This is a genomic window from Pedococcus aerophilus, assembly GCF_039532215.1.
Taxonomy (GTDB): domain Bacteria; phylum Actinomycetota; class Actinomycetes; order Actinomycetales; family Dermatophilaceae; genus Pedococcus; species Pedococcus aerophilus.
Genome location: NZ_BAAARN010000001.1, coordinates 1,013,510 through 1,027,472, shown reverse-complemented (window position 1 = coordinate 1,027,472; position 13,963 = coordinate 1,013,510). Strand labels below are relative to the sequence as shown.

Below are 13,963 nucleotides of genomic sequence, written 5' to 3'. Positions count from 1 at the left end.
CCATGACCACCACGATCACCCCGCGCAGGGATGACCGCAGGGACGACACCGACGTGTCGTCCCTGCGGGCGCGCCCGGAGCCCCATGGCCCCAGGGGCTCAGGACTGGCCCGCGGCCTCGGTCGTCCGCTCGGCGTCGGCCTTGTCGGCCTCTGGCTCAGCATCATCGTGCTGCTGCCGCTGGCGGCCCTGACCGTCACCTCCTTCGAGGAGGGCTGGTCGGGGTTCTGGGACGCCGTCACCGCACCGGTGGCGCTGGCCTCCCTCCGCGTCACGGTCGGTGTCTCGGTCGTCGTCGCCCTCGTCAACGCGGTCATGGGGACGCTCATCGCGTGGGTGCTGGTCCGTGACGACTTCAAGGGCAAGCGGATCGTGAACGCCCTGATCGACCTGCCGTTCGCGCTGCCGACCATCGTGGCGAGCATCGTGCTGCTCTCGCTCTACGGCCCGAACAGCCCGGTCGGCATCCACCTCAACGCGACCCAGCCCGGCCTGCTCGTCGCCCTGGCGTTCGTGACCCTGCCGTTCGTCGTGCGTTCGGTGCAGCCGGTCCTCATCGAGGCCGACCGCGAGGTCGAGGAGGCCGCCGCGTCGCTGGGGGCGTCGAACTGGACCACCTTCCGCCGCGTCGTCCTGCCCACCCTCGCGCCGGCGGTCATCGGTGGCACGGGGCTCGCGTTCGCCCGGGCCATCGGCGAGTACGGCTCGGTCGTCCTCATCGGCGGCAACATCCCCCGCGAGACGCAGGTGGCCTCGCAGTACATCCAGCAGCAGATCGAGATCGACCGGCCCGTCAACGCGGCCGCCGTCTCGGTGGCGCTGCTGGCGATCGCCTTCGTCACGCTGTTCGTGCTCCGCGTCCTCGCCGGCCGCAGCCAGCGCCGCGAGGAGGACTCCGCATGAGGACGTCGACCGCCGCCCGGATCAGCCTTCGCACCGTGGCCCTGGGCTACCTCGTGCTCCTGCTCGCCGTGCCGATCGTGCTCATCCTGTGGCGCACCTTCGGTGAGGGGGTCGGCACGTTCATCGACTCCATACGCACTCCCGCGGCGATCTCCGCGCTCAACCTGTCGCTGCTCATCGTGGCCATCACCGTGCCGCTGAACGTCGTGTTCGGCGTCGGCACCGCGCTGGCCCTGGTGCGCGGCCGCTTCCGTGGGCGCGGGCTCATCCAGGCCGTCGTCGACCTGCCGTTCGCGGTGTCGCCGATCGTCGTCGGCGTCTCGCTCATCCTGCTGTGGGGGTCGTCGGGGTGGTTCGGCGGCATCGAGAACAGCCTGGGCATCCGCGTCATCTTCGGACTGCCCGGCATGGTCATCGCCACGATCTTCGTGACGCTGCCGTTCGTCGTCCGTGAGGTCGAGCCCGTCCTGCACGAGATCGGCACCGAGCAGGAGCAGGCCGCCTCCACGCTCGGCGCAAGCTCGGCCCAGACGTTCTGGCGCATCACCCTGCCCGCGATCCGCTGGGGACTCACGTACGGCGTGGTGCTCACCATCGCCCGTGCGCTCGGGGAGTTCGGCGCGGTGATCATGGTCAGCTCCGGCTTCCCGGGGGTGAGCCAGACGCTCACGCTGCTCGTCCACTCCCGCTACATCGACGACCACAACACGTATGGCGCGTACGCCGCGGCCACGCTGCTCATGGGACTGGCCGTCCTCACCCTGCTGCTGATGACCCTGCTCGACCGCAAGAGGAGCACGACATGATCACCGTGACCGGAGCCCGCAAGAACTACGGCGACTTCGCCGCGCTCGACGACGTGACCCTCGACATCCCGGCCGGCACGCTGACCGCGCTGCTCGGTCCCAGCGGCTCGGGCAAGTCGACCCTGCTGCGCTCCATCGCCGGGCTCGAGCGACTCGACGCCGGCTCCATCGTCATCGGTGGCCGTGACGTCACCGGCGTGGCGCCACAGAAGCGGGGGATCGGGTTCGTCTTCCAGCACTACGCGGCGTTCAAGCACATGACCGTGCGGGACAACGTCGCGTTCGGGCTCAGCATCCGCAAGCGCCCCAAGGCCGAGATCGCCAAGAAGGTCGACGACCTGCTCGAGATCGTCGGCCTCGACGGGTTCCAGCACCGCTACCCCGCCCAGCTCTCCGGCGGCCAGCGCCAGCGGATGGCCCTGGCCCGGGCGCTCGCGGTCGACCCCGAGGTGCTGCTGCTCGACGAGCCGTTCGGTGCGCTCGACGCCAAGGTCCGCGCCGACCTGCGCCAGTGGCTGCGCCGGCTGCACGACGAGGTCCACGTGACCACGGTGCTCGTCACCCACGACCAGGAGGAGGCGCTCGACGTCGCCGATCGCATCGCCGTCCTCAACAAGGGCCGCATCGAGCAGGTAGGCGACCCGGTGTCGCTGTACGACCGCCCCGCCAACGACTTCGTGATGTCGTTCCTCGGTTCGGTCGCCCGTCTCGGCGGACAGCTGGTCCGGCCGCACGACATCACCCTGGAGCGCAGCCGTGACCGCGCCGTGGCCGCCGATGCCGCCGTCGGCAGCCCGGCCGGGGTCGTGGAGGCCGTGGTCGAGCGCGTCGTCCGCCTCGGCTTCGAGGTGCGCATCGACCTGCGGGCCGACTCTGGTCAGCGCTTCGCCGCACAGGTCACCCGGGGCCAGGCCGACGCGCTGGGCCTCACCGAGGGTGAGACCGTCTACGCGAGAGCCACCCAGGGCCCCGACGCCTACGAGCTGGAGCCCGCGCTCGCCATCTGAGCTGCCGCGGGCAGCGACGTGCAGTCGTCGAGGCCGGCGGGTGGGCGGAGCGTGACCGGTCGCGGAGACCGAGGCCACTGCACGTCATCCCCTCCGCGTGCGACACAATGCGCACCGTGGACATCTCGGCACGCACGGAGTACGCCGTCCGGGCCATGCTCATCCTCGCCGAGGCGGCCACCACGTCGGCCGGCCCGGTGAGCGTGGAGACCCTGGCCTTCAGGCAGACCCTCCCGCGCAAGTTCCTCGAGGCCATCGCCGCCGACCTCAAGACGGCCGGCCTCGTCAAAAGCACCCGGGGTGCCCGCGGCGGCTACGCCCTGACCCGCGAGCCGCGCGACATCAGCCTCGGCGACGTGTTCCGCGCCGTCGACGGACCGCTCGCGGAGGTGCGTGGCCTGCGCCCGCACGAGACGAGGTACGAGGGCGTCGCCGAGCACCTGCCCACCGTGTGGGTCGCGGTGCGGGCCAGCCTGCGCTCGGTGCTCGACGAGACCAGCCTCGCCGACGTGCTGTCCGGCGAGTTGCCCGAGCGCGTGTCCGCGCTCGCCGACGACCCGGATGCGTGGCGCAGCCGATGACCGACGAAGCCACCCTCGAGCAGATCGACCCCGACGACCTGGCCACCGCGCTCAAGGTGCTCGAGCTGCTGCCCGAGCTCGACGCCGGCCACCCGGACATCGAGACCATCAAGCGCGCCACGGGGCGAATGTACAAGCGTGTCCGCAAGTCCCGTCGTCGCGCGGCCCTCCAGCCGCAGGTCGAGCACGACGAGGCGATCATCGCGGCGACGGCCACCGGGTCCCCCATGCGGATCGACGACGAGACCAAGGGGATCCCGCTCGTCTCCAGCGTCCGGGGCGCCCACGCGGGTGAGCTGATGAAGCCGCGCGGCTGCTACATCTGCAAGGCGGAGTACACCCTCGTCGACGCGTTCTACCACTGGCTGTGCCCCGACTGCGCCGAGCTCAGCCATGCCAAGCGGGACCAGCGCACCGACCTCACCGGGCGTCGCGCCCTGCTCACCGGCGGCCGGGCCAAGATCGGGATGTACATCGCCCTGCGCCTCCTGCGCGACGGCGCCCACCTGACCATCACCACCCGGTTCCCGCGCGACGCGGCGAGACGCTTTGCGGCACAAGAGGACTCGTCCGACTGGATCCACCGGCTCAAGGTCGTCGGCATCGACCTGCGCGACCCCACCCAGGTCGTGGCGCTCGCCGACGAGGTCGCCGCGGCCGGCCCACTCGACATCCTCATCAACAACGCCGCCCAGACGGTGCGCCGTTCGCCGGGGTCCTACGGACACCTCGTCGACGGCGAGAACGCACCGCTGCCGTCGGGGGTCGACCTCCCCGAGCTCGTGACGTTCGACCGGATCAGCGAGGCACACCCGGCCAACCTCATCGGCACCCTGCGCGAGCACCAGGTCGCCCACCACGAGGGGGAGTCGCCCGAGCACGCCGAGCAGGTGCTGGCCGAGCGGACCGCAGCGTCGATGACCGCCATGGCCCTGTCCGCCGGGCACGCCAGCCTCGACGCCCACCTCGCCGGCACGGCCCTCGACGCCGGCGGGCTCCTGCCGGACACGCAGGTCAACAACTCGTGGACCCAGAAGGTCGAGGAGGTCGACCCGCTCGAGCTGCTCGAGGTGCAGCTCTGCAACGCCACGGCCCCGTTCATCCTCGTGTCGCGGCTGCGACCCGCGATGCGCGCAGCGGTGGCGGCCGGGGCGCGACGTGCCTACGTCGTCAACGTCTCCGCCATGGAGGGCCAGTTCTCACGCCGCTACAAGGGCGCCGGCCACCCCCACACCAACATGGCCAAGGCCGCGCTCAACATGCTGACCCGCACGAGTGCGGGGGAGATGTTCGAGACCGACCGCATCCTCATGACCGCCGTGGACACCGGCTGGATCACCGACGAGCGGCCGCACCACGAGAAGCTGCGGATCGCGGCCGAGGGGTGGCACGCCCCGCTCGACCTCGTCGACGGTGCCGCCCGCGTCTACGACCCGATCGTGCGCGGGGAGGCCGGCGAGGACGTCTACGGCTGCTTCGTCAAGGACTACCGGCCCAGCCCCTGGTGACGCAGGCGGACCCCACGACGTCGTGCGGGCCAACGCGCCATACCTCGTGGTCGGGGGCACCCCCGGCCGTCTGGCAGAATGGTCCGCTGTACCCGTCCAGGCACGGGCCCACGCATGGCGCGGAGCTCCGCTCCGCCCGCCGCAGCGGGCCTCCTGGCTCTGGAACGCCTACACCGGGTTCCGGCACCCCGCGCGACTCGTGCGCGGTCTCGCCGTGCTCACAACACGAACAAGGAGACACCACCACCGTGGCCGTCAAGATCCGTCTGAAGCGCATGGGCAAGATCCGTGCACCGTTCTACCGCGTCGTCGTCATGGACTCGCGCGCCAAGCGCGATGGCCGGGCCATCGAGGAGATCGGCAAGTACCACCCGACCGAGGAGCCCTCGCTCATCGACATCGACTCGGAGCGTGCGCAGTACTGGCTGGGCCAGGGCGCGCAGCCGACCGAGGCCGTTGCCGCCCTGCTCAAGGTGACCGGTGACTGGCAGAAGTACAAGGGCGAGCCCGGCGCCGAGGGCACCCTCAAGGTCAAGGCTCCGAAGACGTCCAAGAAGGACCTCTACGAGGCCGCCATCGCCGCCGCCGGCAAGGGCGACACGGGCAGCGACACCGCGACCACCCCGAAGAAGAAGGCTGCCAAGAAGGCCGACGAGGCTCCTGTCGAGGAGCCCAAGGCCGACGCCAAGGCTGACGACGCCAAGGCTGACGAGGCCGCGACCACGGAGGCCCCGGCCGCCGACGCCGCGGACAAGGCCTGACCGTGCTGGAGGAGGCGCTCGAGCACCTCGTCAAGGGCATCGTCGACCACAAGGACGAGGTTGCCGTTCGACGCAAGGAGCTCCGCCGCGGTGAGGTGCTCGAGGTCCGGGTCCACCCCGAGGACCTCGGGCGCGTGATCGGCCGTTCCGGCCGCACCGCGAGCGCCCTGCGCACCGTCATGGGCGCGCTGGCCGGCGGGCACACCGTCCGGGTCGACATCGTCGACACCGACAAGGTCCGCTGACAGCGTTCCGACAACCGGTCGTTCCGAGGGCCGCTGGGATCACGATCCCGGCGGCCCTCGGCATGTCACCACCCACCCTGAGAGGATCGTGGCCATGCCTGCCACCGACCAGCTGCTCGTCGCCCGCATCGGCAAGCCCCACGGCCTGCGCGGTGAGGTCACCGTCCAGGCGCACACCGACGACCCGGAGCGCCGCTTCATCCCCGGCGTCGTCTTCGCGACCGAGGCCCCGGCCGGGTCCGGTGTCCCTAAGGCGCTGACCCTGGCGACGGCCCGCCTGCACCAGAAGATCTGGCTGCTCGGGTTCGAGCAGATCCCCGACCGCACCGGCGCCGAGGGCCTGCGCGGCACCCGGCTGTTCGTCACCCTCGGTGACGTCATCGACGACGTGGACGACGACGAGGACGGCTGGTACGAGGACGAACTCGTCGGGCTCACGGTCGTCGACACCGACGGCGCCACCCTCGGTGAGGTGGCAGGCCTCGAGACGGGCGTCGCCCAGGACCTGCTCGTCGTGACGCTCACCAGCGGTCGTCAGGCCCTCGTGCCGTTCGTGGACGAGATCGTGCCCGAGGTGGACGTCGAGGCCCGTCGCGTCGTCATCGACCCGCCGCCCGGCCTGCTCGAGCTCGCCGACGAGTGACCGCCTGACCATGCGCCTCGACGTCGTCTCGATCTTCCCCGAGTACCTCTCGCCGCTCGACCTGTCGCTCATCGGCAAGGCCCGCCGCGACGGACTGCTCGACCTGCGGGTCCACGACCTGCGCGACTTCGCCCACGACCGGCACCAGAGCGTCGACGACACGCCGTACGGCGGCGGCGCCGGCATGGTGATGAAGCCGCAGCCCTGGGCCGAGGCGCTGGCCCACGTCGCAGGCTCGGACGACGGCGGTGCGGCGGTGGCCGGCAGCGACGACCCGGCGCCAGCCCGTCCGAGGCTCATCGTGCCGGGGCCCGGCGGCGTGCCGTTCAGCCAGGCGTTGGCCCGCGAGCTCGCCGGGGAGCCCTGGCTGGCCTTCGCCTGCGGCCGGTACGAGGGGATCGACGAGCGCGTCTACGAGCACGCGGCGCAGGACCTCGGTCTCGAGGTGACCGTGGTGTCGCTCGGCGACTACGTGCTCAACGGGGGAGAGGTGGCGGTCCTGGCCATCGTCGAGGCCGTCGCGCGCCTGCTCCCGGGGGTGATCGGCAACGCGGAGTCCCTCGTCGAGGAGTCCCACGAGGACGGCCTGCTCGAGTACCCCGTCTACACCAAGCCCTCGTCCTGGGAGTCTGCTTCCGGGGTCCGCAGGGACGTGCCACCGGTCCTGCTGTCGGGCGACCACGGCCGCATCGCGGCCTGGCGCCACCAGCAGCGGCTGGAGCGCACGGCCGCCCGGCGTCCCGACCTGCTGCACGCCTCGCAGGCGATGCCCGGTGCTGCCGCCACGGGCGCGCTCGAGGGCCTCGACGTGTCCACCGCGACGCCGGCCGACGCCCCTGAGCTGCTCACCCTGTCGCGGGCCTGCTGGGTCACCGAGGGCCGGGCCAACGGCTCCTTCGACATCCCGCCGCTCGTGGAGTCGCTCGCCGACGTGGTCGACGGACTGGGGCAGTGGCAGACCTGGACGGTCCGCTCGGCCGGGCGGCTGGTGGGATCGGTGCGCGGTCGGCGCGACCCGTCCGACGACGCCACCTGGCAGGTCGGCCGGCTCATGGTCGCCCCGGACCTGCAGGGTCACGGACTCGGGCGTGCCCTGCTCGCCCACGTCGAGGCGGCAGCCCCCTCGGACGTCACGACCTACTGGATCAACACCGGGCGGGGGAGCGAGCGCAACCTGCGCACCTACCGCAAGGCGGGGTACCGGGCCGTCCCCGGCGAGGGCGCGTACCCCGGCACCGTGGACCTCACCAAGAAGCGGGTGCGCGGCTCAGTCGACGAGGGCTGAGCGCAGGTCCGCCGGGACGAGCCGGCGGGCGGCGACGAGGCGCTCGGCGACCCCCACCGTCACGGTCTGCGCAGCCATGATCCCGAACAGCACGAGGACCTGCGCGGTGGCTGCCTGCACCGGCGAGCCGCCGCCGAGCATCACCCCGATGAAGGCGCCCGGGAGGGTGACGACGCCGGTCGTCTTCACCTGGTCCAGGCCGGGCAGCAGGGCCTCGGGTGCGCGGCGGTGGACGACCTCGCGGATCGCCTGCGCCGGCAGCAGGCCCAGCGACAGGGCCGCCTCGTACTGCGCGTGCTCGTCGCGCAGCGCGGCGAAGGCACGCCGTCCGACGAGGGTGTGGGCGGTCATGGCGTTCCCGACGATGATCCCGGCGACGGGGATGATGGCGATGCCCTCGGGCGGGATCGTGCCCGTCGCCAGGACGACGACCAGCACGGGCACGACACCGGCGGCCATCGCGAGGGCGGCGGCCGGCCACGAGGCCGGTGCCTCCACCCGACGAGAGGTCGTCAGCACGCCGAGGGCGAACATGACCCCGACGAGCAGGACCGACAGCCACAGGTGGTCCACGACCACGGTGATGAGCAGGGCGGCGACCCCGAGCTGGGCGATCGCCCGCAGCGCCGCGACCACGGCCGACCGCTCCAGCCCGTAGCCGTTCACCCGGTGCGCGGCGACAGCCAGGGCGAGCAGGGCCACGAGGGCGACGGCGACGGGCCAGCCGGGATCGATGCTCACGCGGACACGCTAGTGCCGGTCCGGGCGCCTGCCGGACGCGACCCGTGTGCGCTGGTCCGGGAAGGCGCTTGCCGTGCACGCCGACCTTCTGTATCGTTTTACTCGAACGATCTAGTAGATCGATGCAGCACGTGTCGGTCGATGATCAGGAGGAGGCAGGCGATGGGCAACGTGACCCTGAAGTCGGTGGCAGAGGCGGCCGGCGTCTCCATCTCGACCGTCTCCAACGCCTACAACAAGCCGGACCAGATGTCCGCCGAGGTGCGTCAGCGCGTCCTCGAGGCGGCGAGGTCGCTCGGCTACCCGGGCCCCAACCCGGCGGCCCGCAGCCTGCGGTCGCAGCGGGCCGGGGCGATCGGCCTGCTCCTGACCGAGCGGCTGAGCTACGCGTTCTCCGACCCCTACACCGTGGGCATGCTCGCCGGTGTCGCCGAGGTGGCCGAGCAGTTCTCGACCGGGTTGCTGCTCATCCCGCTCGAGCCCTACGACCCGTCCCGGCCCGAGGACGTCGAGCCCTCGGTCGACGCGATGCGCCAAGCGGTCGTGGACGGCGTCATCGCCTACTGCGTCGACGCGGACCACCCGGCCAGGCAGGTCGCGCTCGGGCGCGGGCTGCCCCTCGTGTCCAACGTGGACGGCCCCGACGCCGCGCAGGCCTACGTCGTCATCGACGAGCACCGCGCCGCCGCGGCCCTGGGCCGGCACCTGCGCGACCTCGGCCACCGCAGCGTGGGGATCGTCGTGGACGCCCGCCGGTGGGACGACGAGCCGACGCTGGTCGGACCCGAGGACGAGGCCGCTCTGTTCACCGACAGCCATGCCCGCCTCGTCGGCCTGCGGGACGGCTTGGGCCCGGACGTCGAGCTCACGGTCGTGTTCGCCGGCCACAACTCCCACGACGCCGGGGCCAGGGCCGCGGCGTTCCTGCTCGACCGTCGGGACCGACCCGCGGCGATCGCCTGCATCAGCGACGTGCTGGCCCTCGGCGTCATCGAGTCCATGCAGCAGCGGGGCCTGGCCGTCGGCCGGGACGTGTCCGTCACCGGGTTCGACGACGTGCCTGCGGCCGGAGCGGCGGGCCTGACCACCATCCGACAGCCGATCGCCGAGAAGGGGCGGCTCATGGGCCGCATCCTCGTCGACCCCGACTACACCGAGCGCCGTGTGGTGCTCCCCACCGAACTCGTCGTGCGGTCCAGCACCGGACCCGCGGCGCGCTGACACCCGTCAGCACCCGACCCAGCACCACCGCACCCTCGAAGGGAGAAGGACATGAGCGACTACATCGCCCTCACCATCAACAGCAACGCAGGCGCCGCCCTGGCCCGGTCGGCACGACCGGACGCCCCGGTCGTCGACGACGGACACGCGACCCGTCCGGCTCGCCGGCCGGTGCGACGTTCTTTGGCGACGACGCTGCGCGCCGTCGCCGTGGCCGAGCGCCGCCTGGCGGACCGCCTCGACCCGGCCTGCCGGCCCGCGGCTGCCCGCGCCTGATCGGCCGCCGCGGCAGCACCGCCCGTGCACGACCTCCGGCGATTTCAGCCGGGGCCCCTGCCCGTGGCAGAATGACTCCTTGCGTCTGAACGACCAGCGCCCCTGCCACAGGGGGAGTACGGCGGCACCGGATCCGGTGCCCACGGCCTGACCGCCACGTACGCGGCCCGTCCAGCACGCGCCATACCCATCACGCACGACCGACAAGCCTGGGCGACCTGTGGCGCCGAGAAGAAAGCGAATCTGCCATGCAGCGTTTCGACGAGATCGACAAGGTCTCCCTGCGCGACGACGTCCCCGCCTTCCGCGCCGGTGACACCGTCAACGTGCACGTCAAGGTCATCGAGGGCACGCGCTCCCGCGTCCAGGTCTTCAAGGGCGTCGTGATCCGTCGCCACGGTGGCGGCGTCACCGAGACCTTCACGGTCCGCAAGGTCTCCTTCGGCGTCGGCGTGGAGCGCACCTTCCCGCTGCACACCCCGGTCATCGACAAGATCGAGGTCGTCACCCGCGGTGACGTCCGTCGCGCCAAGCTGTACTACCTGCGCGACCTGCGCGGCAAGGCTGCCAAGATCAAGGAGAAGCGCGAGACGATCCCCGCCAAGTAAGGCGAGCTCATCTCGACCCTCGAGTGTCCCGGCACGCTCCGACCCAGCCTCGAGGGTTAGGCTCCGGAAGCGATGAACCCCGGACCCGAAGCACCCCAGCAGGATCCGGCCACCCCGTCAGCCCAGGCTGACGCGGTGGCCGTTTCCGCGACTGCCGACGACCACGGCACCGACCGTGGCGCGCAGCAGTCGGACCACCCCCGACGACAGGGTCCCTCGTGGATCGTCCTCGTCGGGGTGGCGTTGCTGGTGATGCTCGTGGTCCGGGGTTTCCTCGTGCAGTCCTTCTTCGTCCCGTCCGGCTCGATGGAGCCCACCATCGAGCCCGGTGACCGCATCCTCGTGAGCAAGCTCGTGTCCGGCGACGAGGTGCAGCGCGGGGACGTCGTCGTGTTCGACGGCACCACGACGTTCGCCGCCGCCGACCGCACCCCGCACCAGGCCGACGGCCTGATCGGGCGCACGTTGGCCGGGGCCGCGTCGCTCGTCGGGGTCGACCTCGGCGAGCAGGACTTCGTCAAGCGCGTCATCGGCCTCCCGGGCGACCGGGTGGTCTGCTGCGGCACCGACGGCCGGCTGACGGTGAACGGCGTCCCGGTCCAGGAGGACTACCTCTTCCCGGGTGACGTCCCGAGCGAGCTGACCTTCGACGTGGTCGTGCCCGAAGGCCGCCTGTGGGTGATGGGCGACCACCGCAGCGACAGCGCGGACAGCCGCGCCCACCTCGGCGACCCGGGCGGTGGGACCGTCCGCACCAAGGACGTCGTGGGTCGTGCCACCGCCACCTTCTGGCCCCTGAACCGCATCGGGGGCTTCGACCGCCCGAGCTCCCTCGCGACCATCCCCTCGGCGGGATCCCGGTGAGCCCCAGCCCGGAGGGCCGGCCGGACCACGAGGAGCGCGGCTGGCTCGGTTACGACCGCGCGCCCGCCGACGTGGATGACGCGTCGACGGCCGGCGTCGATGCGTCGGGCCATGCGTCGGGCGATGCGTCGGGCCCCGCCGCGCCTGACCCCTCTGCTGCGCCGAGCCCATGGCTGCGGCACGACGCCGCCGGTGACCCGACCGTCGGGCACGAGTCCGGTGGCGGCCCGGACCGCGACCCGGCCTGGCTCGAACCAGAGCTCGAGGTCCCCGCGCAGCCCACCGGCGACGCCCACGACACCGGTGTCCCGCCAACCCTCGCCGAGGAGCCCCCCACCGTGCAGCCCAGCGACTCGGCCGGTCAGGCGCCGTACGACGCCACCGCGCCGGCCGACGCCACCGCGCCGGCCGACGGCACCGCGCCGACCGATGAGGCTGCGGTCGACGAGGCAGGGGCCGACGACGTCGCGACCGGTCCGCGTCGGAACCCCCCGCAGGGCGACGAGACCGATCCCGAGGCCGAGGCAGGGGTGATGGCGGTCGCCGGGGCGGCGATCAAGGAGTTCGCGATCGTCGTCGGCATGGCTCTCGTGCTGTCGTTCATCGTCAAGACCTGGTTGCTCCAGGCCTTCTACATCCCGTCAGGGTCGATGGAGGACACCCTCGTCCTCAACGACCGCGTCATCGTCAGCAAGCTGACCCCCGGACCCGTCGACCTCAAGCGCGGCGACATCATCGTGTTCGCCGACCCGGGCGAGTGGCTGGAGGAGACGCCCCAGGTGCCGCACGGCAAGGTCGTCACCGTCCTGCGCGAGGCGGCGACGTTCGTCGGCCTGCTCCCCGACAACTCCGAGAACCACCTCATCAAGCGCGTCATCGGCCTCCCCGGCGACCGGGTCGTGTGCTGCGACGAGGGCGGGCGCATCACCATCAACGGCACCGCGATCAAGGAGCCGTACCTCAAGGCCGGCGACGCGGCCAGCGACCAGGACTTCGACATCACCGTCCCGCGCGGCCGCGTGTGGGTCATGGGTGACCACCGTTCCAACTCCGCTGACTCCCGCGCCCACGACGCCCCCGAGAACAACGGGAGCCAGGGCTCGGTCGACGAGCGGCTCATCGTCGGACGCGCGGTCGCGCTGGTCTGGCCGCTGGACCACCTGACCTGGCTGTCCAACCCGACCGAGACGTTCGCGACCGTGCCGGCGCCGCGGTCCGAGGACGCGCCCGCTCCCACGGACGAGCCGTCGGTCGACCCGAGCTCGGAGACCGGTGGGGTCGAGGTGCCCGGCGGCGACGGCGGCGAGGGCGGCGGCTGAGCCGTGCCCGCACCACGACGGACCAGCGCCCGCCCGGGTAGTCGCAAGCCGAGCCTGCGCGTCGAGCGCGCGCTGCAACGCGAGGGCCACCGCGTCCTCGCGGGGATGGACGAGGTCGGTCGCGGGGCGCTGGCCGGGCCGGTGACGGTCGGGGTCGTGCTCATCGACGAGACCTGTCGCAGCGCCCCGACCGGCGTCAAGGACTCCAAGCTGCTCACACCTGGTGCCCGGGTCGCCATGGTGCCGCGCATCCAGCGCTGGAGCCTCGCGTACGCCGTCGGCCACGCCTCGCCGGCCGAGATCGACGAGATCGGCATCATCGCGGCGCTGCGCCTCGCCGGCTGCCGGGCCTTGGCGGCCGTCGACGTCCGCCCCGACCTGGTCATCCTCGACGGCAACCACGACTGGCTGACCGCGCCCGACGACGTCGGGCTGTTCGCGTTCGCCGGCGACGACGCGCCGGCGACCCCTCCCGTGACGACGATGATCAAGGCCGACCTGAAGTGCTCCTCGGTGGCGGCCGCCTCGGTGCTGGCCAAGGTCGAGCGCGACGCGATCATGGTCGCCCATGCGCCCGAGCACCCCGTCTACGGCTGGGAGGTCAACAAGGGGTATGCCGCGCCGGAGCACATGGCGGCCCTCGAGGCCCACGGGGCGAGCGAGCTGCACCGACGGTCGTGGCGCCTTCCCGGGGTCGAGCGTGAGCCCGGACGTGAGCCCGGACGTGACCCTCGACGTGACCTCGACCCGGTCACGGACCATGATGGCGAGGACAGCACCGATGGCGGCGGCACCACGACCACCGCGCCCGAACCGGAGATGAGCACCCGATGAGTTCTGAGGACCTCGAGAAGTACGAGAGCGAGATGGAGCTCGCCCTCTACCGCGAGTACCGCGACGTCGTCGGCCTGTTCTCCCACGTGGTCGAGACCGAGCGGCGCTTCTACCTGTGCAACTCCGTCGACGTGAAGGTCCGCAGCGACGGCGGCGAGGTCTACTTCGACGTGACCATGCAGGACGCCTGGGTCTGGGACATCTACCGCCCGGCACGGTTCGCCAAGCAGGTGCGCGTCGTCACGTTCAAGGACGTCAACGTGGAGGAGCTGGCCAAGAGCGAGCTCGAGCTCCCCAAGGACTCCGGCTTCTAGTCCCTGCACAGGGGCATCGATCGGGGCGTCCGTCCACAGGCACGGCCC

At 72.0% G+C, this 13,963-nt stretch carries 17 protein-coding genes and 1 pseudogene; 17 read left to right on the top strand and 1 reads right to left on the bottom strand.

Going from position 1 to position 13,963, the window contains the following annotated elements:
• Window positions 1-2: 2 nt before the first annotated feature.
• From cysT to trmD, 10 genes and pseudogenes are all read left to right on the top strand, one after another.
• Window positions 3-902 carry a sulfate ABC transporter permease subunit CysT gene (gene cysT, locus ABD286_RS04770; RefSeq protein ID WP_344190805.1) on the top strand — a complete coding sequence of 300 codons (900 nt, stop codon included), beginning with the start codon at window positions 3-5 and terminating at the stop codon, window positions 900-902.
• Window positions 899-1,708, top strand: coding sequence for a sulfate ABC transporter permease subunit CysW (gene cysW, locus ABD286_RS04765; protein WP_344190803.1), 810 nt, complete (start codon window positions 899-901; stop codon window positions 1,706-1,708). The genes cysT and cysW overlap by 4 nt, the downstream gene beginning before the upstream one ends.
• Window positions 1,705-2,358 (top strand): annotated as a pseudogene (locus ABD286_RS18875) (sulfate/molybdate ABC transporter ATP-binding protein); the annotation flags it as partial. The gene cysW and the pseudogene ABD286_RS18875, both read left to right, overlap by 4 nt.
• A gap of 30 nt (window positions 2,359-2,388) precedes the next feature.
• A complete protein-coding gene (locus ABD286_RS18870) occupies window positions 2,389-2,715 on the top strand; it encodes a TOBE-like domain-containing protein (protein ID WP_425565356.1) in 327 nt (108 codons plus the stop codon).
• 107 nt (window positions 2,716-2,822) lie between these two features.
• A complete protein-coding gene (locus ABD286_RS04755) occupies window positions 2,823-3,296 on the top strand; it encodes an RrF2 family transcriptional regulator (protein WP_344190799.1) in 474 nt (157 codons plus the stop codon).
• Window positions 3,293-4,804: an SDR family NAD(P)-dependent oxidoreductase gene (locus ABD286_RS04750; protein ID WP_344190797.1), complete on the top strand. Its 1,512-nt coding sequence runs from the start codon at window positions 3,293-3,295 to the stop codon at window positions 4,802-4,804. The genes ABD286_RS04755 and ABD286_RS04750 overlap by 4 nt, the downstream gene beginning before the upstream one ends.
• Window positions 4,805-5,052: 248 nt before the next feature.
• Window positions 5,053-5,565, top strand: coding sequence for a 30S ribosomal protein S16 (gene rpsP / locus ABD286_RS04745; RefSeq protein WP_344190795.1), 513 nt, complete (start codon window positions 5,053-5,055; stop codon window positions 5,563-5,565).
• A 2-nt stretch (window positions 5,566-5,567) separates the two neighbouring features.
• Complete coding sequence (locus tag ABD286_RS04740; RefSeq protein WP_056915145.1) at window positions 5,568-5,810, top strand: RNA-binding protein; 243 nt, start codon at window positions 5,568-5,570, stop codon at window positions 5,808-5,810.
• Window positions 5,811-5,904: 94 nt separating this feature from the next.
• Window positions 5,905-6,453 (top strand): ribosome maturation factor RimM, encoded by a 549-nt coding sequence (gene rimM, locus ABD286_RS04735; protein WP_344190792.1) that lies wholly within the window; start codon window positions 5,905-5,907, stop codon window positions 6,451-6,453.
• Between the two features lie 10 nt (window positions 6,454-6,463).
• Complete coding sequence (trmD, locus tag ABD286_RS04730; RefSeq protein WP_344190790.1) at window positions 6,464-7,738, top strand: tRNA (guanosine(37)-N1)-methyltransferase TrmD; 1,275 nt, start codon at window positions 6,464-6,466, stop codon at window positions 7,736-7,738.
• On the opposite strand, the gene ABD286_RS04725 is transcribed toward trmD, so the two are convergent.
• Complete coding sequence (locus ABD286_RS04725) at window positions 7,721-8,479, bottom strand: ABC transporter permease (protein ID WP_344190788.1); 759 nt, start codon at window positions 8,477-8,479, stop codon at window positions 7,721-7,723. The two genes, trmD and ABD286_RS04725, sit on opposite strands and share 18 nt — an antisense overlap.
• A gap of 162 nt (window positions 8,480-8,641) precedes the next feature.
• Here ABD286_RS04725 and ABD286_RS04720 point away from each other — a divergent pair, with 162 nt between their 5' ends.
• The 7 genes from ABD286_RS04720 (at window position 8,642) to ABD286_RS04690 (ending at window position 13,915) form a co-directional block, all read left to right on the top strand.
• Window positions 8,642-9,700 carry a LacI family DNA-binding transcriptional regulator gene (locus ABD286_RS04720; RefSeq protein WP_344190786.1) on the top strand — a complete coding sequence of 353 codons (1,059 nt, stop codon included), beginning with the start codon at window positions 8,642-8,644 and terminating at the stop codon, window positions 9,698-9,700.
• Window positions 9,701-9,751: 51 nt separating this feature from the next.
• Window positions 9,752-9,976 carry a hypothetical protein gene (locus ABD286_RS04715; protein ID WP_344190784.1) on the top strand — a complete coding sequence of 75 codons (225 nt, stop codon included), beginning with the start codon at window positions 9,752-9,754 and terminating at the stop codon, window positions 9,974-9,976.
• Window positions 9,977-10,224: 248 nt separating this feature from the next.
• Window positions 10,225-10,584, top strand: a complete 360-nt coding sequence (gene rplS, locus ABD286_RS04710) for a 50S ribosomal protein L19 (protein ID WP_344190782.1) — start codon at window positions 10,225-10,227, stop codon at window positions 10,582-10,584.
• Between the two features lie 135 nt (window positions 10,585-10,719).
• Complete coding sequence (lepB, locus tag ABD286_RS04705) at window positions 10,720-11,448, top strand: signal peptidase I (protein WP_344190780.1); 729 nt, start codon at window positions 10,720-10,722, stop codon at window positions 11,446-11,448.
• Window positions 11,445-12,767, top strand: coding sequence for a signal peptidase I (lepB, locus tag ABD286_RS04700; protein WP_344190778.1), 1,323 nt, complete (start codon window positions 11,445-11,447; stop codon window positions 12,765-12,767). The genes lepB (ABD286_RS04705) and lepB (ABD286_RS04700) overlap by 4 nt, the downstream gene beginning before the upstream one ends.
• Window positions 12,768-12,770: 3 nt before the next feature.
• Window positions 12,771-13,601, top strand: a complete 831-nt coding sequence (locus ABD286_RS04695) for a ribonuclease HII (protein ID WP_344190775.1) — start codon at window positions 12,771-12,773, stop codon at window positions 13,599-13,601.
• Entirely contained in the window at window positions 13,598-13,915 is a 318-nt protein-coding gene (locus ABD286_RS04690) for a DUF2469 domain-containing protein (RefSeq protein WP_056883649.1), read from the top strand. The genes ABD286_RS04695 and ABD286_RS04690 overlap by 4 nt, the downstream gene beginning before the upstream one ends.
• Window positions 13,916-13,963: the final 48 nt, after the last annotated feature.

Excerpts from the sequence above, each read along its gene's own strand:
- ABD286_RS04720 (WP_344190786.1), top strand. The coding sequence starts at position 8,642 with ATGGGCAACGTGACCCTGAAGTCGGTGGCAGAGGCGGCCGGCGTCTCC.
- cysT (WP_344190805.1), top strand. The coding sequence starts at position 3 with ATGACCACCACGATCACCCCGCGCAGGGATGACCGCAGGGACGACACC.
- ABD286_RS04690 (WP_056883649.1), top strand. The coding sequence starts at position 13,598 with ATGAGTTCTGAGGACCTCGAGAAGTACGAGAGCGAGATGGAGCTCGCC.
- ABD286_RS04750 (WP_344190797.1), top strand. The coding sequence starts at position 3,293 with ATGACCGACGAAGCCACCCTCGAGCAGATCGACCCCGACGACCTGGCC.
- trmD (WP_344190790.1), top strand. The coding sequence starts at position 6,464 with ATGCGCCTCGACGTCGTCTCGATCTTCCCCGAGTACCTCTCGCCGCTC.
- ABD286_RS04755 (WP_344190799.1), top strand. The coding sequence starts at position 2,823 with ATGCGCACCGTGGACATCTCGGCACGCACGGAGTACGCCGTCCGGGCC.
- rplS (WP_344190782.1), top strand. The coding sequence starts at position 10,225 with ATGCAGCGTTTCGACGAGATCGACAAGGTCTCCCTGCGCGACGACGTC.
- rimM (WP_344190792.1), top strand. The coding sequence starts at position 5,905 with ATGCCTGCCACCGACCAGCTGCTCGTCGCCCGCATCGGCAAGCCCCAC.
- ABD286_RS18870 (WP_425565356.1), top strand. The coding sequence starts at position 2,389 with ATGTCGTTCCTCGGTTCGGTCGCCCGTCTCGGCGGACAGCTGGTCCGG.
- ABD286_RS04715 (WP_344190784.1), top strand. The coding sequence starts at position 9,752 with ATGAGCGACTACATCGCCCTCACCATCAACAGCAACGCAGGCGCCGCC.
- cysW (WP_344190803.1), top strand. The coding sequence starts at position 899 with ATGAGGACGTCGACCGCCGCCCGGATCAGCCTTCGCACCGTGGCCCTG.